Genomic DNA, 22,433 nt, shown 5'->3' with positions numbered 1-22,433 from the left:
ATGGGCGCTTCTGTATCAGGCGGAGGGCGCGGGAGCCGAGGCGGAGGCCGTCGGCGCAATCGCCGTGGTGGGCTGAATGCCGATATTAATGTGACGCCATTGGTGGACGTTATGCTCGTCTTATTGATTGTTTTTATGGTGGCGGCTCCGCTTCTTAGTGTCGGCGTACCATTGGAATTACCGAAAACGGACGCAAAAAGTTTACCGAGCGACAATGAATCCATAACTATTTCTGTCGATAAAGAGGGCGGCGTGTTCATTCAGGACACTGAGGTGACACTCGAAGAGTTGGCCCCACGCCTCTCTGCCATTGCGGCAAATGGATATGAAGAACGCATTTATTTACGCGCCGATGAAAATTCAGATTACGGCGCCGTGATGAAAGTTATGGCCCGCGTTAATGCCTCGGGGTTTTCAAATATTGGCCTCGTGACGGATCCGGTGTCGCAATAATCCATGAAGTTCGGCTTGCCGATATCTCTTATTTTGCATAGCGCGGTCTTGGGGGCTGGGCTGATTGCCTTTTCTGGTAAAGTCAAACCCTATGAGGATAGTCGAATAATTCCTATTGAACTGATTTCAATCGCGAAAGACACGAATATCAGCGCCGCAATCCGTAAACCAAAAGAGGTTTTGCCCGAAGCAGAGCCTGATGAAGCGATGACATTACAATCACCTATGCAAAACGCTCCTGAAGAAGCGGATGATTTCTCCGAACGCATAGATGAACCCACCAAAAAAGTTGCGGAAACGATAGTTCCTGACCCCACTGACACGCCGCGTGAGGACACTGAAATAACGGAGCCTCAAAAAGAAACCGTAGATGAACCTGTGTTTGATTTAGACAAGCTCTCTGGTCTGGTCACGAAATCACGGTCAACCGCACCGGAAAAAAACCAGCAAGAAACCCTACAGTCGGAAGAGAACCTTTATAGATTTGCTGAAAGTGCTCGGTCAGGTTCGGGTGAGGGGACGAAGATGACATTAACAGAATTAGACGCCCTGAAATCAGCCATGTATGCTTGTTGGAGAATGCCAGCAGACGCGAAAAATCCTGAAAAACTGATTGTGACGGTAGAAGTGAAGCTCTTACCGGGCGGCTTTGTCGAGAGCGCCCGCGTCGTCAATAGCGCGGCGGCGCGCCGTAATGATCCCGGTAATCCGTTCTGGGATGTGGCCGAGCAACGCGCTGTAAGCGCCGTATCTCACCCGTCCTGCGCGCCTTATGATTTCTTGCCAGAAGATAAATATTCAGATTGGCGGAAACTGACTTTGAACTTCGCCCCGCAATTGTAACTCTTGTTTGAAACTGATAGCCTGTTTTTATGAAATCAAATCACCTCTTGTCGAAATTACAAATGTTTTGCGTATGGCTTTTTGTGGCCTGTATCTTACCCGTTACAGCCCAAGCGCAAATTGAAATTGATATTACAAAAGGTAATATTGAGCCGACCCCAATCGCTGTGCCTAACTTTCTATCCTCGTCACAAACTGGACAAGAATTAGGCGCGAATGTCGCGGAAATCATTCGGGCCGATTTGGAGCGGTCTGGACTTTTTAAGTCTCTGGATCCGCAAAGCTTTATCGAAACGCAGACAAATATTGACTATGAGCCAACCTATGCGGATTGGCGTGTTATCAAGGCGCAAGCGCTTGTTTCTGGGCGTATCATCGAGGAAAGCCCTAGCCGTATTCGGGTTGAGTTTCGCTTGTGGGACGTGTTTGCGGCCAAGCAATTGGCAGGCATTAGATTGGCCTCGACACCTGAAAACTGGCGCCGTACAGCGCATAAGGCCTCGGACGCGATTTACAAAGCTCTGACCGGCGAAGAAGGGTATTTTGATAGCCGTATTGTATTCATTGATGAAAAAGGGACGAAACTGAATCGGCAAAAACGTCTGGGTATTATGGACCAAGATGGTGCAAATCCACAATTCTTGCTCGGCGGATCTGATATAGTTTTGACACCGCGCTTTTCTCCGAGCAGCCAGAAAATCACATTCATGTCCTATGAAAATATACGTCCGCAAGTTTACCTTCTGGATATTGAGACGGGCCGTCGGGAGCTGTTAGGGAATTTCCCCGGTATGACTTTTGCGCCCACCTTTTCTCCCAAAGGTGACAAATTAGTCCTGTCTATGGCACGCAAGGGTAATACCGATATTTACTTGATGGATTTGAATAGTCGTTCAACTACGCGCCTAACTCAGCATCCCGGAATTGATGTGTCAGGCAGTTTCTCTCCTGATGGAGATAAAATTGTATTCAATTCTGACAGAGGTGGGCCGCCTCAGCTTTATGTTATGGATGCGGATGGTCGCAATCAAAAGCGGATTAGTTTTGGCAAAGGCCGATATAGCGCGCCTGTCTGGTCGCCACGTGGGGATAAAATCGCCTTTGTTCGCAGTTTAAATGGGCGATTCTCTATTGGAGTTATGGACCCCGATGGAAAGAATGAACGTATCCTTACGGAAAGTTATTTAGATGAGGGGCCTACATGGTCTCCCAATGGCCGCGTTATCGCTTTCTCGCGCCATACGAGAGGTGAAAAAGCAACGTCTGAGGTATGGTCGGTTGACCTGACAGGCCAAAATTTACGCCGCATAAATACACCCGGCAAAGCCTCTGATCCGGCTTGGTCACCGCTATTACCCTAAGTCTTTATGGGCCTTAATTATTTTAAAGCTTAAGGCTTCAAGATTATATTGAGGCAATTTAAGGGTTTCGACCTTGATTTTGCCTTATTCGCGGTCTTAACCTGTTGGAAAGACTGACACTAAACTTGGTGAGACAGAGGACAATATGAATAAAATGAAAATTATCCTAGCGGGCAGCTTGGCTTTATCACTCGCAGCATGTGCAACAGCGCCTGAACCCGAACCCATTCAAACGCCGGTAGCGCCGCAAGTTCAACAAGAGCCTGAACCCGTTGAAATCACGCAACAGCCCTTATTAGATCCTATTCCTTATGTGGCTGATGATAGACCTGTGCCGGGTTCTGTCGAAGACTTTGCCTATCAATCTGGCGGAGAACCGCGCGTTTATTTTGGTTATGATCAGTTTACGCTCTCTCAAGAGGCAAGAAACTCTCTCTTAGCTCAAGCGAACTGGCTTATGACTTATACAAATGCTAATGCCATAATCGAAGGCCATGCCGATGAACGGGGTACTCGTGAATATAACTTAGCGTTAGGTGCTCGTCGTGCCGAAGCGGTTAAGGCATTCCTTGTGGGCCAGGGCGTTGCTTCTGGGCGTTTGACAACCGTATCTTATGGTAAAGAACGCCCCATTGATGGACGTTCAAATGAAGCGGGCTGGGCACGCAACCGTAACGGCTTTACGAATATCACGGTGGGTGGCATTTCTTAATTGCAGCCTTTCATAACACCTTAAATTTATGATGTTTTAAGTGAGAGACGGAAAGCTGTCTCTCACCTCAGTTTATGAAAATGTTTATGTATAAATTTTTTACGCCTGTATTCGCAATTCTACTTTTGGCCTTGGCAAGCCCAGCACAGGCGCAATCTAAAAAAGAACTTGCTGCGCAAAATGCACAATTGGCAGAACGAATAAAAGTGCTGGAATCGCGCTTGCTAACGGGTGATCCCGCCGCGGCGCGCCTGCTCGCGCGCATGGACGGGCTAGAGGCGGCACAGCGTAATCTTACCGGAGAAATTGAACGCCTGCGCTATGAACGCGACAACCTTCAATCCGAGGTCGAAGCCTTGACTGGAGATATTCGGTCTTTTCAAGAGCTCTCTACTCGTATGAAAATTCACCTCGATGCAGTGGATCTTGTGGCCAGAGAGCAACAAGAGCGTGCGGCGCCAATAACCTATGGCGGGAGTGATGGATTTGACAATCTGGACACAACACAGCCCAGCGCTATCCCTGGGCCGCCCGTCGTGACGCAACAGCCTCTTATCATTGATGGTCAGCAAATGGGCGGTACAGAACCGATGACGCTTCCCCCTGCATCTGTTAAAAACGAAGCCTCGAAACTTGGCGAAATTGGTATTCAAAAGCTTTATGAGGGGGACTTTGTCGGCGCTCAAACAGCCCTTAGCCAATATTTAGAATTCAACCCCGAAGCTGAAGACGCGGGTGAAATGCGCTACTGGCTAGGCGAAAGCTATTATGTACGCGGCGGATTTGCGGATGCGGCAGATGCCTATATCAGTTCCATGCGGCAAGATCCCAAAGGGGTGAAAGCGCCTGATGCTATGGTGCGCCTTGCAGCAACATTAAGGCAGTTAGGCAATAAAGCTGAAGCCTGTCAAACCTTGTCTAGCTTCCCGCGGCAATATCCAAATGCAGATGAAACGGTGAAAGAAAAAGCCCGCGTAGAGGCCGCCCGCACAGGATGTTAAAAGCCGATATTGAGGCGCTTGAAAAAACAATATCTGATTTAGGTTTTGGGGGTGCCAAAGAAGGAAATTGCGCGATCGCTTTTTCAGGAGGAGGCGATAGTACAGCCTTACTTTACGCATTACGAAACCATCCACGGGTAAACCACGCCTTTATTATAGACCATAATTTAAGGTCAGAGAGTTACGCGGAAAGCCAAAAATCGGCCGCTTTCGCTCGTGAACTAGGCTATGATGCAGTGGTTCAGACTTGGATTCATGACACCCCAAAAACAGGTGTCCAAGCGAAAGCTCGGGCCTATCGTTATGCCGCAATGGGGGAAATGGCCCGGCAGAGAGGGTTATCCTTTTTGCTGACAGCACATACCGAAGATGACCAAGCTGAGACGATTTTTATGAGGCAAGCGCGGGATACAGGCTGGCGCGGTCTAGCGGGAATGAAACCCCGCGCATATGGCCCAATTTGGCCAGCTTTAGCGGATGTCACTTTAGTACGGCCTTTGATTGGGCAATCTCGCAGAGCCTTACGCGCATATAACCGAGCGCATAATTTAACATGGATTGAAGACCCCTCTAATCAGAACTTAGCCTTTACACGTGTGAAAACGCGGCAAGAGCTGAGGCGTGACCCACGGGTGAAGACAGAGCTTTTACGCCTGCAAAAAGAGCAGGGCGCCCGATTAGACGCCGAAAGAAATGGCTTCAAGCTATGGATGGCAGAACATGCCCGTATAGATCCACAAGGCTATTTTGAACTGGCTTCGCTACCGCCGCTTGCCCTCTTGGGACCCCTACTAAGAATGGCGAGCGGAACAGGTGGCCCGATTGATATAGGGGCGGTAGATACCCTTATTTCTGCTATGCAAAAACCTGATTTCACGGCCGCGACATTGGCTGGGGCATGGATAGTAAAACAGGCAGATACATTTCTTGTCACACGCGATAAAGTGGCAGCAAAAGGGCGGCGCGGCTCTGTCTCAGCTTTACAGGCAACGGAACTCCAGTCAGGTGAACCCTATGTTTGGGATGGTCGGTTTTTAATACAAGCCCATAGGCCTGGAATTCATGTTGAACCCATTTTTGGTAAAGTTGAGGCTGTGTCCAAAGGGTTGAAGTCACAAGATATTTCGGAAATAAACAGCTTAGTTCGCCCGACATTGCCATTATTGTGGCGAAATGAGGCGATTGGTTTTGGCGCGGGACAATTTGACGACGTTTCAGTTACTGCTTTGGCCCCAAAAAGGCTCTCTCAATTTCTGGCAGGGTTTTAACCTGCATTTAAATAGCAATACCCGCATATTCTGTGAGAATTTAACCCTTATTGGTCTTTTTTTTGGAGCGTTTACGCTTATGTGTTATCAAGAGAAGACTTTACTGAAGGCCTTGAGATGAAAAACGATAATCCACCGCCCAATCTGAATATCCGAAACCTTGCCGTTTGGGGTGTTATTGTGGCTATGTTCCTTGTGATGATTGCTATGTCACAAGGGAATTTTCAAAAGGCCGCTGAGTCGAATAAGCTGACCTTTAGCCAGTTCTCACAACAGGTTAATCAAGGCAATATTGCCACCGCTAAAATTGATCAGCAAAAACAACTCGTCACGGGTACAAAGTCGGACGGTACTGAATATGTTGCCAATATTCCGTTTTTTGATGACAAGGCTGGTGATCTTTTGGCCACTTCAAATGTGCCTTATGAATATGCCAAGAAACAAGAACAAAGCTTTATCGGTAATTTGCTTATCAGTATTTTGCCACTCTTGCTTATCGCGGGTCTTTTTGTGTTATTCTTCCGTTCTATGCAGGGCGGGGGACGCGGCGGCGCGATGAGTTTTGGTAAATCCAAAGCCAAGCTGCTGACGGAAAATACAAAGCGCGTCACATTCGAAGATGTAGCTGGAGTTGAAAGCGCGAAAGAAGATTTGAAAGAAGTGGTGGAGTTCCTCCAAGACCCCTCTCGCTTTACACGCCTTGGAGCACGTATTCCGACGGGCGCGCTTCTGGTGGGCCCTCCTGGGACAGGTAAGACACTGTTGGCGCGGGCTGTTGCCGGCGAAGCAGGTGTGCCTTTCTTTACGATTTCTGGCTCTGACTTTGTGGAAATGTTTGTCGGTGTAGGGGCCTCTCGCGTGCGGGAAATGTTTGCGGATGCCCGTAAACATGCACCTTGTATTATCTTTATCGACGAAATTGACGCCGTTGGACGTCATCGCGGCGTCGGAACTTCTGGTGGTCATGAGGAACGCGAGCAAACATTGAACCAGCTATTGGTTGAAATGGATGGTTTTGATGGACAAGAAGGTATCATCATTATCGCGGCAACGAACCGCCCAGATGTATTGGATAAAGCTTTGCTTCGTCCGGGACGTTTTGACCGTCAAATCGAAGTGCCTTACCCAGACATTCAAGGGCGCGAAAAAATTCTAGAAGTTCACATGAAGGGTAAGCCCATCACGGCGGACCTTGACGTGAAATATATTGCTCGCGGAACGCCCGGTTTCTCTGGTGCGGATTTAGCGAACCTTTGTAATGAGGCTGCTTTACTTGCGGCGCGCCGTAACAAGCTAAAAATTACAATGCGTGAGTTCGAAGATGCACGTGACAAAGTCATGATGGGGGCGGAACGTCGTACTCTGGCAATGACGGATGAAGAAAAAGAAATGACGGCCTATCACGAAGCGGGTCATGCGATTGTTGGCCTAAATATGAAAGGGAGCTTACCCATTCATAAGGCGACGATTATACCGCGTGGGCGCGCCCTTGGTATGGTACAATACATGCCAGAACGCGATCAAATTTCGCAAAGCCGCGAAGAAATGATTGCACGTATGGCGATGGCTATGGGTGGACGTGCGGCTGAAGAACTTCATTTTGGCTATGACAAGGTCACATCTGGCGCGAGTTCTGATATCGAACAGGTAACGCGGATCGCTACGGCGATGGTGACAGAATGGGGTTTGTCTGACGAAGTTGGCCCAATTGCCTATAAAGAAACTGATCAACAGAGCTTTATGCCGGGTATTGGTAGAGGGTCTTCTATTTCGCCTGAAACGGCTAAAATTATCGAAGCCGAAATCAAACGCTTTGTCACCGAAGCGCATGAGACTGCGGTCAAAATTCTGAAGAAGAAAAAGAAAGATTGGGTGGCCTTAGCTGAAGCGCTTCTAGAATATGAAACGCTCTCAGGTGATGAGATTGAGGTTCTACTTTCTGACGGAATTAAACCAAAGCGCCCTGATGGCGGTAAGACCAAGCCGGCTGTATCGGCCGTGCCGACGACGAAAAAGCCCAAGGGTCTTGGCGGCGCAGCGAAAGCCTAATTTAAAAACCCGCTTTGGCGGGTTTTTTATTGGGCCTGTAGAGGGCTGGCCAATGGCTTGCTATTCCGTTTTAAGAGATTAAACGCTGAACCATGACTTTTAAGCATCCGCAAATCATGGGTATTTTAAACGTCACGCCTGATAGTTTTTCTGATGGTGGGCGTTTTGACTCCTTAGAGCTAGGCGTGAAACGCGCTATTCGCCTTATCGAAGACGGCGCTGATATTATTGATATTGGCGGCGAGAGTACGCGCCCCGGCGCAGAGGAAATCTCCATCGAGGAAGAAGTGCGCCGCACTGTGCCTGTTATTGCAGCGCTTCGAGAGGCGACGCGGGATTATGAAATTGATCCCATAATCTCTATCGATACCCGCAAGCCCCAAGTTGCCGAGGCTGCCATTTTGGCGGGAGCTGATATTTGGAATGATGTCACCGCGCTGAGCTTTGACGCCTCGTCAGAACAAATTGCCGCAGACCTCGCTTGCCCTGTCATTATCATGCATATGCAAGGCTCGCCTGAAACTATGCAACATAATCCGCATTACGGGAATCCTGTGGCTGAGGTAAAAGACTATCTTGCGAAACGTATCGACGCGCTGGATTTTGCTGGGGTAGAGCTCAAAAATATCACTATCGATCCAGGGATAGGGTTTGGTAAACGCCTAGAGGATAATCTGGCCTTATTTAAACATCTCTCAGATTTTAAGAGCCTTGGTTGCCCCATACTTATGGGGGCGTCACGGAAAAGTTTTATCGGCCGCATCGATGGCAGCCGTGCAGAAGATCGCCTCGGCGGGAGTCTCGCCGCAGCCCTCTGGTCTGCGCAGGCTGGGGCTGAAATCTTGCGGGTCCATGACGTCAGTGAAACGGTACAGGCCGTGAAGGTTTGGCATGCCATGAGCGCGTATGACGCGTGATGAGCTATGTAAAACCATAGGCTTGACTTGACTAAATTGGCGGTCTTGCGCATCTAGACCCCGCCTCATGAAATGATAGGGAAGTAGAAATGTCCGACCAAAACGACCAAGGCCGTGTCCTCATCATTGCGGGATCTGACTCGTCTGGCGGTGCGGGTATTCAAGCCGATATTAAAGCCTGCGCGGCATTTGGGGCTTATTCACAAACGGCGATTACCGCGATTACCGTTCAAAATACATTGGGCGTGACACAGGTAGAGTATTTGAAGCCAGAACTTGTCCGAGCACAGATTAAAGCCTGCCTCTCTGATATAGGCGCAGATGTTGTCAAGATTGGGATGCTCGGTACAAAGGCGATTATCGATGTGGTGGCTGAAGAGATTGAGCCGCTTGACGCTTTTATCATTTTGGACCCAGTCTCTGTGGCTACCTCAGGTGATAAACTCCTGCAAGATGATGCGATGGAGGCCATGCGTGACACACTATTGCCGCTCGCTGATTTAGTGACGCCTAATGTCCCCGAAGCTGAATGGCTTACCGGGATTTCGATTACTGATATTGATGATTTAACCAAGGCGGGGGATGCTTTGTTGTCACGCAATGTTTATGCGGCTTTGATGAAGGGCGGGCATTTAAAAGGTAAGTCTGTCGTCGATGTTTTGGTCAGCGAAGAAGGCACCAACATAATGTCTGGTCCTCGTATCCATAGTCGCCATACTCATGGCACAGGCTGTACTTTGGCCAGTGCCATTGCTGCGGCAATCTCGTTAGGGGCCACGTTGGAAGAGGCTGTGATGAGCGCGCGAGAATTTGTCTTTGAAGCTATTCGCACAGCCCCCAAGCTAGGCGGTGGCAATGGTCCGCTTAACCATGGGTTAGCAATGGGCGAAGCTGAGGCAGAAGAGACGCCCGATCCATCAAATCCTTTTGCTGCGCTTAAAGGTTTAAAAAACTAGCGACCCAAATTGGGGTTTGGTGTGCCCATTGGGGGTTTGTCTTTGCCCAATCGAGCAATCAAAACGCCCAATAATATCACGGCGAATGAAGCAAATATCCGCCAAGATAGAGGCTCGTGTAAAAGCCAAACGCCAAAGCCTACAGATGCAATAGGCACGAAATAGTTGACGCTCGCCATGCTCGAGGTGCCTGCAACGTCGATAAAATAAAGATACATGATGACGGCGATACCACTGGACCCCAAACCCAGACCCGAAATCATAAGAAAAGTAACAAGACCATTCCCATCAGGGGGTATGGCGCCCTCAAGACCTGTGAACAAGGCGGCGGCTAGTCCAAAGGCCGCGCCAGTTATCATCATCATTGCAGCGGCAACCGTAGAGGAGGTTTTCGGTGCAATTTTTGCAGCAACCGTCGTGAGAGCGTAAAAGAAGGCGGCGAGGATAATTAAAAGTTGAGCCTGCCAATCTTGGATAAGCCTGAATGAGAAATCATCGGGCAAGAACAAAATAACAGTCCCGAACAGGCCGATGATAAAGCCAATCAATTTAAGAAAATTGAGTTTTTCCTCGGTCACAAAATGCGCCATGATAATGGTCATTAACGGCATACAGCCGACTAGAATGGCTGTCAGGCCACTATCTACGGTTTCCATACCCGTACCGAGTAAAAAGAAGGGGATGACGGAGCTGGTCAGGCCCAGAGCAGAATACCAAATCCATCTTTTATCCTTCAAGGGCGGAAAACGATGGCCTCTGATGAGCATGTAAGCCGTTAGAAATATGGCGCCAAAGGTCAGGCGAAAAGCGACCATCCAAATGGGCGCAATATACCGCACTGCAACACTGACCATCGTGAAGGCAGAGCCCCAGATGAGAATGAGGATAATCGCAAAAACAGCGAGCTTTTGGAGACTGATGGACTCAGTAGTCGTCGATTCGATTGAGCGGTTCATAAAGCGTGCCTCGCAGTGACGAGGTCAGTCGTCAATTGGTTTTAATGCACGCTGCCAATATAGCTTTGAAACTTGACTTATGCCTTAAATGGATCGCGCATTAAGATAACATCTTCGCGTTCTGGCGAAGTCGAAACCATAGATACAGGACAACCGATAAGTTCTTCGATGTGACGGACATATTTAACCGCTTCAGCAGGGAGGTCAGCCCATGAACGCGCGCCGCGCGTAGAGCCTTGCCAGCCTGGCATGGTTTCGTAAATCGGTTCGACATTGGCTTGATTAGCCGCGCCGGCAGGAAGACGGCGAAGAATTTTCCCATCCAATTTATAACCAACGCAAATTTTAAGTTCTGCAAGGCCGTCCAATACGTCGAGTTTTGTCAGGGCAATACCCGTAATACCGCCAGTGATAATGGCTTGGCGTACCATGACAGCGTCAAACCAGCCGCATCGTCTTTGGCGGCCCGTTACTGTACCGAATTCATGACCTCTTTCCCCTAATCTTTGACCAATTGAATCGTTTAGCTCTGTAGGGAAGGGGCCTTCGCCGACACGTGTGGTGTAAGCTTTTGTAATACCCAGAACAAAGTTCAGTGCGCCAGGGCCCATACCAGAGCCTGCCGCGGCTTGGCCCGCAATTGTGTTTGAGCTGGTGACAAAGGGGTAGGTCCCGTGGTCAATATCAAGCATTGCACCTTGTGCGCCTTCGAACAATATGCGTTTTTCAGCTTGCTTGGCTTCGTGTAGTGCGTGCCAGACAGGAGAAGCGAAAGGTAGAATCTTAGGCGCAATTTCCAATAGCTTTTGTGTAAGCTCATTTGCATCTGTCTCAGGCTGCCCCAGACCCACGCGCAAAGCATTGTGATGATGTAAGAGGTTTTTAACGCGGGCGAGCAAATGTTCTTCATCGGCCAAATCACAAACCCGGATGGCGCGTCTTGCGACTTTATCTTCGTAAGCTGGGCCGATGCCACGCTTTGTTGTTCCGATTTTTACGCCGTCAATGCGATTTTCGCGAATGCCATCGAGTTCTGAATGGATAGGCAAAATCAATGCGGTTGATTCTGATATCAAAAGGTTCTCAGGTGATATCTTCACACCTTGCTTTTTTATTCGGGCCATTTCATCCAGAAACGCCCATGGGTCAAGCACAACGCCATTACCGATAACAGAGAGCTTGCCGCCTCGTACAATACCAGAGGGTAGCAATGAGAGCTTATAAACTGTGCCGTCTACGACGAGAGTATGGCCTGCATTATGGCCGCCTTGGAACCGAACAACGACATCGGCTCGATTTGAGAGCCAATCGACTATCTTGCCTTTACCTTCATCACCCCACTGGGAACCGACAACAACAACATTCGCCATTTACATAGTCCTTTACAAAGAAACGGCGTGAACTGTCTAAACGCAGTCACGCCACATCAGGTACTCGCTAAGAAACGATTCCTTTAGACTTTTTCAGTCTTTAGGGCCCCGCCGCCCAAAAGGCGAGGGGGCAATCAGAATAACTCTGGATAAAATGAATTTAGAGTGAAACAGCGTCTACAATTTTGACATGGTCAAGATTGCGAATTTGCGCTGCAACTTCGTCTGTGACGGGGCCGTCCACACTAACGAGGCAGACAGCTTCGTCGCCTTTGGCCATCCGGCCCAAAGAGAAGGTTGCAATATTCACTTTGTTATCCCCTAAAACCGCCCCGAGCTTACCAATGAAGCCTGGTTTGTCATCATTGCGTACATAAATCATATTTTCACTAAAGGCCGCATCCATAGGAACACCAAAGAGACGCACGATACGTGGCTCACCACGATAGATAGTGCCGACAACAACGAATTTACGTTCAGACGTTTGAACAGCAAGGCGAATAAGACTCTCAGCGCGTTCAGCTTCGTTCACATAGCTTTCTTTGATTTCTATGCCGCGTTCTTTCGCCAATACAGGTGCTGAGACGGCATTTACGTCTGGCATAGCCGCCTTTAACAATCCTGCTAAAGCCGCCGCTGTCATCGGGTCTGTGTTCAAATCCGTGACAGCCCCTTTATAGGTCAACTCGATGGATTGGATTGGGTCGTGGAGTAACTGTCCGGTCAAGCGGCCAAGACGGTCTGCAAGATCGACGAAAGGCTTTAGGCGAGGCGCTTCTTCGGCTGAGATAGACGGGGTGTTAAGTGCGTTACTGACAGCGCCTGTTAAAAGGTAATCTGCCATTTGTTCAGCAACTTGCACAGCCACATTTTCTTGGGCCTCTAATGTAGAAGCGCCCAAATGCGGCGTTGCAATAAAGTTAGGCGTACCAAAGAGAGGATGCTCTTTTGCAGGTTCTACGGCAAACACGTCCAAGGCAGCCGCGCGAACATGGCCTGCCTCTAAAGCGTCTTTCAAAGCTTCTTCGTCGACTAATCCACCGCGGGCGCAGTTTACGATTATGACGCCTTTTTTGGTCATGCCAAGGCGGGCGCGAGAGACAATGCCCTTTGTGCTTTCAACCAATGGTGTGTGCAGGGTAATGGCGTCCGCTCTTTGGAAAAGTTCATCAAGTTCGACTTTTTCAACGCCTAATTTCACGGCGCGTTCTGGCGTAAGATACGGGTCAAAGGCAATGACTTTCATTTTTAGGCCAAGCGCGCGTTCCGCCACCAAGGCGCCAATATTACCACAGCCAATAACGCCGAGTGTTTTATTGAAGAGTTCAACACCTTTGAAATCGCTCTTAGGCCACTCACCATTTTGCGTGCGAGTTGAGGCTGAAGGAATTTGCCGAGCCGCGGAGAACAACATGGCGATGGCATGTTCCGCTGTCGTTACGGCATTCCCGAAAGGGGTGTTCATAACAACAACGCCTCGGTCGGTAGAGGCTTTGATGTCAATATTGTCGACACCAATACCGGCGCGGCCAATAACCTTTAGGTTTTTAGCGGCGGCGATGATTTCTGCGTCAGGACGCGTGGAAGACCGAACGGCTAGTCCGTCATAATCGGCAATAATGTCTATAAGCTCTTCTTTTGAAAGACCTGTGATGACATCAACGTCAACGCCGCGATTTTTAAAAACCTGCGTTGCTGCGGCTGACATTTTGTCAGCAATTAATACTTTAGGCATGATATAAATCCGTGTGAAATGTGTTTTTAAAGGGTTTCGGCGGCTACGGTTTCAAAGGCCCAGTCGAGCCAAGGTGTTAGCGCTTCAAGATCTGATTTTTCAATCAAACCTGAGGCCCATACACGGAAACCTGCGGGGGCCGTTTTGTACGATCCGAAATCCAAAGCGACATTTTCGTCGCCTAATAATTTTACTATCTTTTTGGCAAAATCCGCTTGTGCGTCTTTGTCGAGGGCTGTCACACGGGGGTCGACAATTTTCATACAAACGCCAGTATTTGATCGTTCCGCATCTTTTTCAGCAAGGTTGGCAATCCAATCTGTACGGTCAATCCAATCATAAAGAACCTGCGCATTTTTGTCCGCGCGGTCATGCATAAATTGTAACCCACCATTGGCTTTGACCCACTTTAGAGCATCAAGGTGGTCTTCAGCGCATAAAAGCGATGGGGTATTAATTGTTGAGCCTTCGAATAAAGCTTCGTTTAGCTTGCCTTTGCTGGTCATGCGGAAAATTTTAGGCAGTGGCCATGGTGGCGTGTAGGTCTCTAGGCGTTCAACGGCGCGGGGACTAAGGATGAGCATACCGTGGCCAGCTTCGCCGCCCATGTTTTTTTGCCAGCTATATGTGACGACGTCGAGCTTGGGCCAATCAAGTTGTTGCGCGTAAACCGCAGAGGTTGCATCGCAAATTGTTAGACCTTCACGATCGGCAGGAATGAAATCAGCATTGGGGACGCGGACACCAGCTGTTGTGCCATTCCATGTAAAAACGAGGTCACGGTCGCCTGTATAGGTTTCAAGGGGGGGAAGCTGTCCGTAATCGGCTTCTAGAATTCTAAGGTCTTCGAGAGGAAGCTGGCTTTTTGCATCTGTAATCCACGCATTCCCAAAGTTTTCCCATGCGGCCACATCTACACCGCGCGGCCCAAGGAGAGACCACATAGCCATTTCAACCGCGCCAGTATCTGAAGCAGGAACAATAGCGATACGGTAGTCAGCCGGTACTTCGAGGACTTCGCGGGTTAAATCTATAACTTCTTTGAGTTTGGCTTTGCCAAGCGCCGAACGATGAGAGCGCCCAAGGGCTGCGTCATTTAGGGCATCTAGTGTCCAACCAGGACGTTTTTTTGTGGGACCCGCAGAAAAGCGAGGGTCGACAGGCTTGGCTGTCGGCTTAGTGGCTATTGCCATGATATGTATCTCCTTCACTTGCGTTTTTGTACAAGTGTAAAAGTGCACTCCAGTGGGGGAGTGGGACCCAAAGCCGATATGCAAAAGACACAATTTTTTGTCAAGAGCAGATGTTGCCCTCTTAAAAATCAGAGAAAACCGCAGGAAAGCCCATGAAATCCCTGTAATTTTAACTGGCGCTGAATGATTTCAGCCTTAAAACTAAACATATTCGTTGAATTTAGGGCACAAACTAGGCGGAACTGCTATGGATACATTTACTCATAAAGCTGGTCGCGTGATAGCGATGACAGCTTTAGCACTCGTCATGTCGACGACCCTACAGGCTTGTGGAGGGGGGAGCGATAGTTCCTCTGCGTCTAGCCCGCCGCCACCACCACCGCCACCACCTCCGCCACCACCTCCTCCGCCACCACCTCCTCCTCCTCCTCCGCCACCACCTCCGCCGCCAGCGGCTTCAGTCACGCTGACGGGGACTGTGACCTATGATTATGTGCCGCATAATACTTTGACGAATGGCTTGAATTATTCGGCGATAGAACAACGACCTGTTAGAGGCGGGCTTGTAGAATTGTTGGATTCATCAGGCGCTGTCTTATCCTCTGCGACTTTAACAGATACAGGGACATATAGTTTTACGGTTGATTCAGAGACAGATGTTCAGGTCAGCGTGAAAGCGCATCTATTAAGTTCCGCGGCTGCGTCTTATGATATTCAAGTTGTAGATAATTACCGCCCTGCCGATAGAGCCAATCCACCCATTTACACTTTAGTTGGCAGTGTTGCTTCGTCTGGTACAAACGCGACGCAAAACCGTGACCTTAACGCTGCTTCAGGATGGGGCGGAGCTGGATATACAGACACGCGCGAAGCCGCGCCTTTTGCGATCATGGATTCGATTTATGAAACCGTGTCAGATATTCGCGCTATTGATCCGGATGTCGATTTCCCGAAAGCCTTTGTTTACTGGAGCCCACAAAACCGTTCCGTTGGGGGGGATGTATTTGAAGGAGAGATTGGGACTTCGTCTTATACGCGGGCTGATCTTGACAATAATGGGAGTTTCGAAACGCCGACGCTTCGCATTCTAGGGAATGAGAATAGCGATACGGATGAATATGATAAACATGTCGTCGTTCACGAGTTTGGTCATTACATTGAAGATCAGCTATCTCGTTCAGATTCGATTGGTGGACGACATGGGGGCGGGGATCGTCTGGACCCACGCGTGGCCTTTGGCGAAGGATATGGCAATGCTTTATCGGGTATGATCTTAGGCGACCCAGTTTATCGGGACAGTTTAAATAATATGCAGTCTCAGGGCTTTTCTATTAACGTCGAGTCTAATAATGCGACGAATGAAGGCTGGTTTAACGAAACATCTGTGCAGTCAATCCTCTATGACCTGTTCGATAGCGAAGATGATGGTCCGGATACGGTAAGCCTAGGTTTGAAGCCTATCTATGACGTTTTAACAAGCGATGCTTATAAAACGGCTAGACCTGCGACGACTATTTTCTCATTTTTGGATGCTTTGGAATCTCAACCTGGCGTCAATGTCGCCGACATTAATGCTCTAAAGTCGTTTCAAGATATAAATGGGACGGGCCCGCTCGGCGTTGGCGAGACAAATGATGGCGGCATACCGTCTTCATTGCCCGTCTATAAAGTCATTACGCCAGACGGGACACCTGTGACGGTTTGCTCTGTTGATGATGCGGGTACGCGTAACAAATTAAATGTGCGTGATTTCTTGTATGTCACGATCGCGCTGACCAGACCATACACAATCAATATGGTGAGACGTTCTGGGCCAACAACGGTTGACCCTGATTTCCGACTCTTTACTGAAAATGGTCAATTTTATAGTGATGGTCAGGATGAAACGACGGATTCAGAGCAGTTAATTGTAACATTGCCGGCGCGTGATTATTTTATTTCAGCCTATGATTATAATAATATCTCGTCAGATACGGGCGAAGATAGTTGTTATGATTTCACGATTCAGTAGTCGGTGCTTATGACGTTTATTGTGCGGAATATATTGGGCTGTTTTAGCCTCGCTGCCTTTGCTATGAGTGGGTGTACGACGGCCCAGTCTCTGCCTGCTGAAGCAGAGCTGGCGCATGAACATGCAACTGTAAAACCGGGGGCATCCGTCGAAATTTCCTTCGAGGCACCTAAGAATATTGCCGTAGGTGAATATGGCGTTCTGAAACTTATCATTCAAGATTACTATGATGCAGGGACTTTGAACCTTGTGGCTCGACCAGAAGAGGGATTGCGTTTCGTCTCTGAAACAGGAAGAAAAACACTCTCTATGTCTGGTGATGATCAACAGGAGTGGGAGCTTGATTTCATAGGCACAGCAGATGGCGTCTATTATGTCGATGTATCCGCAATCGTAGATTTACCTGATGGCAATCAATCAGCGCGGGCGTTTTCAGGCCGAGTAAATATTGGTGATATTCAAAAAGCCAAAAACCAAAGAACAGCCAAGAGAAATGGCGTTCTTTCTGAGGATGGCTCAAAGGTTATCATGCAGGGAACTGAGACGATTAAATAATCAGCTCAGAAAGAATATTTCTTGAAAACATGAATAACCTTCAAATGTGTATTGTAATCTGCAAGGTTTCCTAATGCCGCTTTTATTCTCCTATGGGACTTTGCAATTTCCAAAAGTCCAAAAAGAAACTTTTGGTCGCTACCTAGTGGGGCGTGAGGATAAGCTGGTGGGGTATGAACTTCGTCAAGTTGAAATCACTGACCCTGATGTTTTGAAGAAAAGTGAGGAAAAATTTCACCCCATAGCTATTCCTTCGAACAACGGAGAAGACCGCGTAGCGGGTCAAGTTTTTGAGCTCTCTGACGCTGAATTAGCGGATGCAGATAGATATGAAGTTGATGATTATAAGCGTATTTCAGTGACGCTCGAATCTGGGGTTCAAGCTTGGCTTTATGTTGTTGCAAAGAATGAAGCGTAAGGCGTTAAAAGCCTAAATGGCTTGATGATACGATAGTTTTGGGGGCGGGCGGAACTGAAAGCTATTCCCTGCGTAACCAATATAGTGTTCTAAATAGAAAGAATTTCATGAAAATTACTGCAGGTGTTGGCGTCTTTATTTTATCTGCACTTATTGGCGCTGTATCTTGCGCGCCTGTGACCTTGCTTAATGCGGTTACGCCTTCAGGGAGTTATACGAAATCTTCGTCTATGTCCTATGGTGATTTAGACCGCCAATCACTTGATATTTACAGAACTGATAGGCCTCGTGAGGGCGCTCCTGTCCTCGTCTTTATCCATGGAGGCAGTTGGACCGATGGCAATAAAGATATGTATAAATTTTTGGCCGAAGGCTTTACGTCGGAAGGGTTTGACGTTGTTATTCCCAATTATCGGCTCTATCCAGAGGTCATCTATCCAGAGATGATTGTCGATACAGCGAAGGCGGCCGCCTTTACGTCAAAACAATTTCCCGGTCGCCCTATTGTTCTCATGGGGCATTCCGCTGGCGCCTATAATGTTTTGATGACAGCCTTGTCTTCTGAATATTTAGAAACTGCTGGTGCGCAGCTTTGCAACTCTATCGCTGGGGTCGTCAGTTTGGCGGGGCCGACGGGAATCATTCCACTTGATGAAGACCCCTATATTACTATTTTCCCAGATCGTTTCACTGCGTCTGATGCGCCGTTGAATAATGTTGACGGCCCAACTCCGCCAATTTTCTTTGGCCACGGAACAGATGATAAGAGCGTGTATCCACAGAACTCAGAGAGGCTCGCAGAAAAAATTCAGGCCAGAGGCGGGCAAAGCGTTGTTAAAATATATGAAGGCATGAACCATATTGATGCCGTTAAATTTCTATCCCGCCACTTTGATGGTGAGTCTACGCTGAAGCAAGATATCATTGAATTTGTGACGTCTCTTCAGGGCCAAGAAAATGGCGTTTATTGCCAATAGGTTAGGTTATGTCGTCAAATAAGCTTTGCAGCCATAAGGGTTACACAGCCATAATTTGATTTACGCGGGCAAAGGTTCGGGCCAGAATTTTAAATTCATTGGGGATTGAGGAAGGAATAACATCATCGAGCGTCTCCGCTGTTAGATGAAAACAACCATTTAAACTCTCAATGCTCTCTGATGTGTCTAGTCGCCCCAGTCCTAAGCGGTAAGTTGAAAAGGCACGCTTTTCAATTTGTCGGCTGAACATTGTCGTAATGTTGCTGTAAAGGGATGAATTTGTATAGCGTTGGCGGGCTAGTTCTAATGTGTGGATGTCGCCTTCGTAAAGCGTCAAAAAACTACCGTCCAAATAGAGCGTAAGGCCCGTAAATCCCTGTTGTTTTGTGTCGCTTATTATGAGTCGAATATAGTCTCTATTGATGACTGTTGATTTACCCGTTTTGATATTTCCGGAGTGCATGACCTGATGGATCATTATGAAGCCTTAAGTGCTAGCTCCTCCACATGAGCCTGGTTACAATCATTATTTGCTCACAGAATTCAAATCTTAATGTGAATTCGTAAATAAACCGTAATCAGAAAAATGAAGGCTTTAGCGCCTTATACTAGCCCGCCATCAAATTATTCACGCGCGCAAAAGTGCGTGTTAAAACTTTGAACTCATTGGGGAGGGCATCAGGGATAACTAACTCTAAGCTTTCAGGGCACAATCTAAAACATGACTTTAGAGATTCAATGTTTTCTATCGTGTCATACCGACCCAGACCAATTTTAAAATCAGAGAAAAGAGCCTTTTCAACGGGACGGCTGAAGAGTGTTGAGATTTTACTATAACGATCAGTGTTATCATATTGCAGGCGCGACTCTTCGATAAGGTCTCTATCGCCTTCATAAAGCGTCAGAAAGCTACCGTCTGAATAAAGAGTCAGTCCAGTGAAATGTCTCTCATTCACATGGTTTAAAATTCGCTGAACATCATCTTTAGTCACCAATGCGGAATTGTGACTTTTGATGTTTCCTGAATGCATGACCTGATGGATCATTTGTTTACCTTGTCCTATGGGCCCAATGACCTATTTAGCGCTACCATTTTTCCCACAGACGATTACCCATGAAGCTAAATAGTGAATCAATCGTTAGAGTTTTTAAACATACTTGAAATTTCAAATATAATAAAGGTTTCAACTGCATAAAGTGCAGGTATCAGCTGTATGAAATTAGCGGATGGGCCGCTTTTGCATAAAAATTGGTCGTATGTCGGTTGAGGGTTGAGTAAAGCTTTGCGGAGAAGGCGGGGCGCCTATTGTTGGGCGCCTATTATTGAGCCTACTGAATATAACCAGCTCTATATCGTCAACCTATCCGATATTGGAGAGGCTACCACCACTTTGCTGCGTTTCGGGGAGCGATAGTGTGAGGCATAAACGCGTCAAGGTGGGGTCACCTCTTTGATTTCGTTGAATCACAGGCTCAAGGCTTGCTCAGCTGTCAAAACCCGTTAAACGGATATTATCCGAGGGGCCCCTGACCGATTCCGATTGTGCAGGGCGAGACGTACCCTTTGAACTTGATCCTGTGATGAAGCAGGCGGAAGGACGGATGCGTTGATAACTGCGCCCGTATTCCGATTGAAAGGAATGCATCATGAATAAACCCCTTAACCCCTCTGAATTTCAAACCCCAGAAGTGACATCTGGCCCGCTGCCAAGTTCTTCTAAAGTCTATACGGCGCCGGATGCTGACCCCTCTCTGCGTGTGCCGCACCGTCTCGTGCATTTACATCCGAGTGCAAACGAGCCCGACGTGCCTGTTTATGATACATCAGGCCCGTATTCCGACCCAAACGTGACAATCGATGTTGAAAAAGGGTTGGCCCGCTATCGTAAAGACTGGGTGTTAGAACGCGGACATGTCGAAGAATATGAAGGGCGCGATGTAAAACCCGAAGATAATGGCGGCGCAACGGGCCGTTTCTTGGCGCGTGAATTCCCCGTTAAAAATAAACCCTTGCGCGGTACAGGCGAAGGCCCCGTGACCCAATATGAATATGCGAAAGCCGGTATCATCACCAAAGAGATGATTTATGTCGCCGAACGTGAGAACCTAGGCCGTAAGAAAATGCTGGATGGCGCTCAGGCCCGTGTTGATGCGGGGGAAAGCTTTGGCGCTGATATTCCTGTTTTTGTTACACCTGAATTTGTGCGCGATGAAATTGCCAAAGGCCGCGCGGTTATACCGTCTAATATCAACCATGCAGAGCTTGAGCCGCAAATTATCGGGCGTAACTTCCTTGTGAAAATTAATGCCAATATTGGTAATTCTGCTGTGGCGTCTTCTGTCGAAGAAGAGGTTGAAAAAATGGTGTGGGCGACCCGTTGGGGCGCTGATAATGTTATGGACCTATCGACAGGCCGTAACATCCACAATACGCGTGAGTGGATTATCCGCAATTCCCCTGTGCCGATTGGGACTGTGCCGATTTACCAAGCTCTGGAAAAGGTCAATGGTGTCGCCGAAGACCTTACTTGGGAAGTGTATCGAGACACGCTGATTGAACAATGCGAGCAGGGCGTGGATTATTTCACCATTCATGCTGGCGTGCGTCTGGCCTATATCCACCTGACGGCAAACCGTGTTTGCGGCATTGTTTCGCGTGGTGGCTCTATCATGGCGAAATGGTGTTTATCCCATCATAAAGAAAGCTTTCTCTATACTAAATTTCCCGAAATTTGCGACATCATGCGCCAATATGATGTGACATTCAGCCTCGGCGATGGGCTGCGCCCCGGTGCTGTGGCCGACGCCAATGACCGCGCGCAATTTGCCGAGTTAGAAACCCTTGGCGAGCTGACGAAAATCGCTTGGGAAAAAGGCTGCCAAGTCATGATCGAAGGTCCCGGCCATGTGCCTATGCACAAAATCAAAGTGAATATGGAAAAGCAATTGCGCGAATGCGGCGAAGCGCCTTTCTATACGTTGGGACCGCTGACCACGGATATCGCGCCCGGTTATGATCATATTACATCGGGTATTGGTGCGGCGATGATTGGCTGGTTCGGAACGGCTATGCTTTGCTATGTGACGCCGAAAGAGCATTTGGGTCTACCTGACCGTGATGATGTGAAAGTTGGCGTAATTACCTATAAGCTCGCGGCGCATGCCGCGGACCTTGCCAAGGGGCATCCCGCCGCGCAAATTCGCGATGATGCACTCTCTCGGGCACGGTTTGAATTCCGCTGGGAAGATCAATTTAACCTGTCACTGGACCCTGAAACAGCCAAGGATTATCACGACCAAACCTTGCCGAAGGACGCGCATAAAGTCGCGCATTTCTGTTCTATGTGCGGTCCGAAATTCTGCTCCATGAAAATCACGCAGGACGTCCGCGATTACGCCGATGGCCTCTCTGATAATGAAAAAGCGGCGCTTTATCCTGTTGAAGCGCAAGAGGCGAGGAAGGGCGAAGCCCTGACTGGGACAGAAATACATGCGGGTATGGAGGAAATGTCAGAGAAGTTTAAAGACTTAGGCGGGCAAATCTATCTCTCCGCAGACGGAACTGTGCGCGAGGATGACCACTAGTCCCAAGGTCGATTATCAATAATCGCTTGCTTAAATTCTGATTTGCCCCTTAAACTCTTATTAACCATAATAA

General features: G+C 48.3%; 20 protein-coding genes. 14 read left to right on the top strand and 6 right to left on the bottom strand.

Features of this window, described 5'->3' with window-relative positions; translation table 11 throughout:
• From DES40_RS05550 to thiD, 9 genes are all read left to right on the top strand, one after another.
• Positions 1-453 carry an ExbD/TolR family protein gene (locus DES40_RS05550; protein ID WP_121099528.1) on the top strand — a complete coding sequence of 151 codons (453 nt, stop codon included), beginning with the start codon at positions 1-3 and terminating at the stop codon, positions 451-453.
• A gap of 15 nt (positions 454-468) precedes the next feature.
• Positions 469-1,296 carry a hypothetical protein gene (locus DES40_RS05545; RefSeq protein ID WP_147405861.1) on the top strand — a complete coding sequence of 276 codons (828 nt, stop codon included), beginning with the start codon at positions 469-471 and terminating at the stop codon, positions 1,294-1,296.
• A 29-nt stretch (positions 1,297-1,325) separates the two neighbouring features.
• Positions 1,326-2,657 carry a Tol-Pal system beta propeller repeat protein TolB gene (tolB, locus tag DES40_RS05540; protein ID WP_121099526.1) on the top strand — a complete coding sequence of 444 codons (1,332 nt, stop codon included), beginning with the start codon at positions 1,326-1,328 and terminating at the stop codon, positions 2,655-2,657.
• A gap of 145 nt (positions 2,658-2,802) precedes the next feature.
• Positions 2,803-3,369: a peptidoglycan-associated lipoprotein Pal gene (gene pal / locus DES40_RS05535; RefSeq protein WP_121099525.1), complete on the top strand. Its 567-nt coding sequence runs from the start codon at positions 2,803-2,805 to the stop codon at positions 3,367-3,369.
• An 86-nt stretch (positions 3,370-3,455) separates the two neighbouring features.
• Positions 3,456-4,370, top strand: a complete 915-nt coding sequence (gene ybgF, locus DES40_RS05530) for a tol-pal system protein YbgF (protein WP_170144894.1) — start codon at positions 3,456-3,458, stop codon at positions 4,368-4,370.
• A complete protein-coding gene (tilS, locus tag DES40_RS05525; RefSeq protein WP_121099523.1) occupies positions 4,364-5,638 on the top strand; it encodes a tRNA lysidine(34) synthetase TilS in 1,275 nt (424 codons plus the stop codon). Before ybgF ends, tilS begins: the two co-directional genes overlap by 7 nt.
• 117 nt (positions 5,639-5,755) lie before the next feature.
• A complete protein-coding gene (gene ftsH / locus DES40_RS05520; protein ID WP_121100464.1) occupies positions 5,756-7,687 on the top strand; it encodes an ATP-dependent zinc metalloprotease FtsH in 1,932 nt (643 codons plus the stop codon).
• A gap of 92 nt (positions 7,688-7,779) precedes the next feature.
• Complete coding sequence (gene folP / locus DES40_RS05515) at positions 7,780-8,604, top strand: dihydropteroate synthase (protein WP_121099522.1); 825 nt, start codon at positions 7,780-7,782, stop codon at positions 8,602-8,604.
• 89 nt (positions 8,605-8,693) lie between these two features.
• Positions 8,694-9,560, top strand: a complete 867-nt coding sequence (gene thiD, locus DES40_RS05510; RefSeq protein ID WP_121099521.1) for a bifunctional hydroxymethylpyrimidine kinase/phosphomethylpyrimidine kinase — start codon at positions 8,694-8,696, stop codon at positions 9,558-9,560.
• On the opposite strand, the gene DES40_RS05505 is transcribed toward thiD, so the two are convergent.
• The 4 genes from DES40_RS05505 to DES40_RS05490 form a co-directional block, all read right to left on the bottom strand.
• A complete protein-coding gene (locus DES40_RS05505) occupies positions 9,557-10,516 on the bottom strand; it encodes a DMT family transporter (protein WP_121099520.1) in 960 nt (319 codons plus the stop codon). The two genes, thiD and DES40_RS05505, sit on opposite strands and share 4 nt — an antisense overlap.
• Before the next feature lie 77 nt (positions 10,517-10,593).
• On the bottom strand, positions 10,594-11,886 hold the full coding sequence (locus DES40_RS05500) for an adenylosuccinate synthase (protein WP_121099519.1): 1,293 nt from the start codon (positions 11,884-11,886) through the stop codon (positions 10,594-10,596).
• Between the two features lie 160 nt (positions 11,887-12,046).
• Complete coding sequence (serA, locus tag DES40_RS05495) at positions 12,047-13,621, bottom strand: phosphoglycerate dehydrogenase (RefSeq protein ID WP_121099518.1); 1,575 nt, start codon at positions 13,619-13,621, stop codon at positions 12,047-12,049.
• Between the two features lie 26 nt (positions 13,622-13,647).
• Positions 13,648-14,814, bottom strand: a complete 1,167-nt coding sequence (locus DES40_RS05490; RefSeq protein WP_121099517.1) for a phosphoserine transaminase — start codon at positions 14,812-14,814, stop codon at positions 13,648-13,650.
• Positions 14,815-15,061: 247 nt separating this feature from the next.
• Here DES40_RS05490 and DES40_RS13295 point away from each other — a divergent pair, with 247 nt between their 5' ends.
• The 4 genes from DES40_RS13295 to DES40_RS05470 all read left to right on the top strand — a co-directional run bounded on the left by DES40_RS13295 (position 15,062) and on the right by DES40_RS05470 (position 18,775).
• The gene (locus DES40_RS13295) at positions 15,062-16,825 is read left to right on the top strand and encodes a hypothetical protein (protein WP_121099516.1); all 1,764 of its coding nucleotides are present in this window, start codon (positions 15,062-15,064) and stop codon (positions 16,823-16,825) included.
• A gap of 9 nt (positions 16,826-16,834) precedes the next feature.
• Positions 16,835-17,380 carry a hypothetical protein gene (locus DES40_RS05480; RefSeq protein ID WP_121099515.1) on the top strand — a complete coding sequence of 182 codons (546 nt, stop codon included), beginning with the start codon at positions 16,835-16,837 and terminating at the stop codon, positions 17,378-17,380.
• A 73-nt stretch (positions 17,381-17,453) separates the two neighbouring features.
• Positions 17,454-17,798 (top strand): gamma-glutamylcyclotransferase family protein, encoded by a 345-nt coding sequence (locus DES40_RS05475; protein WP_121100462.1) that lies wholly within the window; start codon positions 17,454-17,456, stop codon positions 17,796-17,798.
• 107 nt (positions 17,799-17,905) lie between these two features.
• Complete coding sequence (locus DES40_RS05470) at positions 17,906-18,775, top strand: alpha/beta hydrolase (RefSeq protein ID WP_121099514.1); 870 nt, start codon at positions 17,906-17,908, stop codon at positions 18,773-18,775.
• A gap of 40 nt (positions 18,776-18,815) precedes the next feature.
• On the opposite strand, the gene DES40_RS05465 is transcribed toward DES40_RS05470, so the two are convergent.
• Positions 18,816-19,253 (bottom strand): hypothetical protein, encoded by a 438-nt coding sequence (locus DES40_RS05465; protein ID WP_121099513.1) that lies wholly within the window; start codon positions 19,251-19,253, stop codon positions 18,816-18,818.
• A 130-nt stretch (positions 19,254-19,383) separates the two neighbouring features.
• A complete protein-coding gene (locus DES40_RS05460) occupies positions 19,384-19,821 on the bottom strand; it encodes a BLUF domain-containing protein (RefSeq protein WP_147405860.1) in 438 nt (145 codons plus the stop codon).
• 601 nt (positions 19,822-20,422) lie between these two features.
• Here DES40_RS05460 and thiC point away from each other — a divergent pair.
• Positions 20,423-22,360, top strand: coding sequence for a phosphomethylpyrimidine synthase ThiC (gene thiC / locus DES40_RS05455; protein ID WP_121099511.1), 1,938 nt, complete (start codon positions 20,423-20,425; stop codon positions 22,358-22,360).
• Positions 22,361-22,433: the final 73 nt, after the last annotated feature.

Source organism: Litorimonas taeanensis (assembly GCF_003634015.1).
Taxonomy (GTDB): domain Bacteria; phylum Pseudomonadota; class Alphaproteobacteria; order Caulobacterales; family Maricaulaceae; genus Litorimonas; species Litorimonas taeanensis.
Note: the sequence above shows the minus strand (reverse complement) of the source record. Positions and strands in the feature narration are given on the sequence as shown.

Excerpts from the sequence above, each read along its gene's own strand:
- DES40_RS05550 (WP_121099528.1), top strand. The coding sequence starts at position 1 with ATGGGCGCTTCTGTATCAGGCGGAGGGCGCGGGAGCCGAGGCGGAGGC.
- tolB (WP_121099526.1), top strand. The coding sequence starts at position 1,326 with ATGAAATCAAATCACCTCTTGTCGAAATTACAAATGTTTTGCGTATGG.
- pal (WP_121099525.1), top strand. The coding sequence starts at position 2,803 with ATGAATAAAATGAAAATTATCCTAGCGGGCAGCTTGGCTTTATCACTC.
- ybgF (WP_170144894.1), top strand. The coding sequence starts at position 3,456 with ATGTATAAATTTTTTACGCCTGTATTCGCAATTCTACTTTTGGCCTTG.
- tilS (WP_121099523.1), top strand. The coding sequence starts at position 4,364 with ATGTTAAAAGCCGATATTGAGGCGCTTGAAAAAACAATATCTGATTTA.
- ftsH (WP_121100464.1), top strand. The coding sequence starts at position 5,756 with ATGAAAAACGATAATCCACCGCCCAATCTGAATATCCGAAACCTTGCC.
- folP (WP_121099522.1), top strand. The coding sequence starts at position 7,780 with ATGACTTTTAAGCATCCGCAAATCATGGGTATTTTAAACGTCACGCCT.
- thiD (WP_121099521.1), top strand. The coding sequence starts at position 8,694 with ATGTCCGACCAAAACGACCAAGGCCGTGTCCTCATCATTGCGGGATCT.
- DES40_RS05505 (WP_121099520.1), bottom strand. The coding sequence starts at position 10,516 with ATGAACCGCTCAATCGAATCGACGACTACTGAGTCCATCAGTCTCCAA.
- DES40_RS05500 (WP_121099519.1), bottom strand. The coding sequence starts at position 11,886 with ATGGCGAATGTTGTTGTTGTCGGTTCCCAGTGGGGTGATGAAGGTAAA.
- serA (WP_121099518.1), bottom strand. The coding sequence starts at position 13,621 with ATGCCTAAAGTATTAATTGCTGACAAAATGTCAGCCGCAGCAACGCAG.
- DES40_RS05490 (WP_121099517.1), bottom strand. The coding sequence starts at position 14,814 with ATGGCAATAGCCACTAAGCCGACAGCCAAGCCTGTCGACCCTCGCTTT.
- DES40_RS13295 (WP_121099516.1), top strand. The coding sequence starts at position 15,062 with ATGGATACATTTACTCATAAAGCTGGTCGCGTGATAGCGATGACAGCT.
- DES40_RS05480 (WP_121099515.1), top strand. The coding sequence starts at position 16,835 with ATGACGTTTATTGTGCGGAATATATTGGGCTGTTTTAGCCTCGCTGCC.
- DES40_RS05475 (WP_121100462.1), top strand. The coding sequence starts at position 17,454 with ATGCCGCTTTTATTCTCCTATGGGACTTTGCAATTTCCAAAAGTCCAA.
- DES40_RS05470 (WP_121099514.1), top strand. The coding sequence starts at position 17,906 with ATGAAAATTACTGCAGGTGTTGGCGTCTTTATTTTATCTGCACTTATT.
- DES40_RS05465 (WP_121099513.1), bottom strand. The coding sequence starts at position 19,253 with ATGATCCATCAGGTCATGCACTCCGGAAATATCAAAACGGGTAAATCA.
- DES40_RS05460 (WP_147405860.1), bottom strand. The coding sequence starts at position 19,821 with ATGATCCATCAGGTCATGCATTCAGGAAACATCAAAAGTCACAATTCC.
- thiC (WP_121099511.1), top strand. The coding sequence starts at position 20,423 with ATGAATAAACCCCTTAACCCCTCTGAATTTCAAACCCCAGAAGTGACA.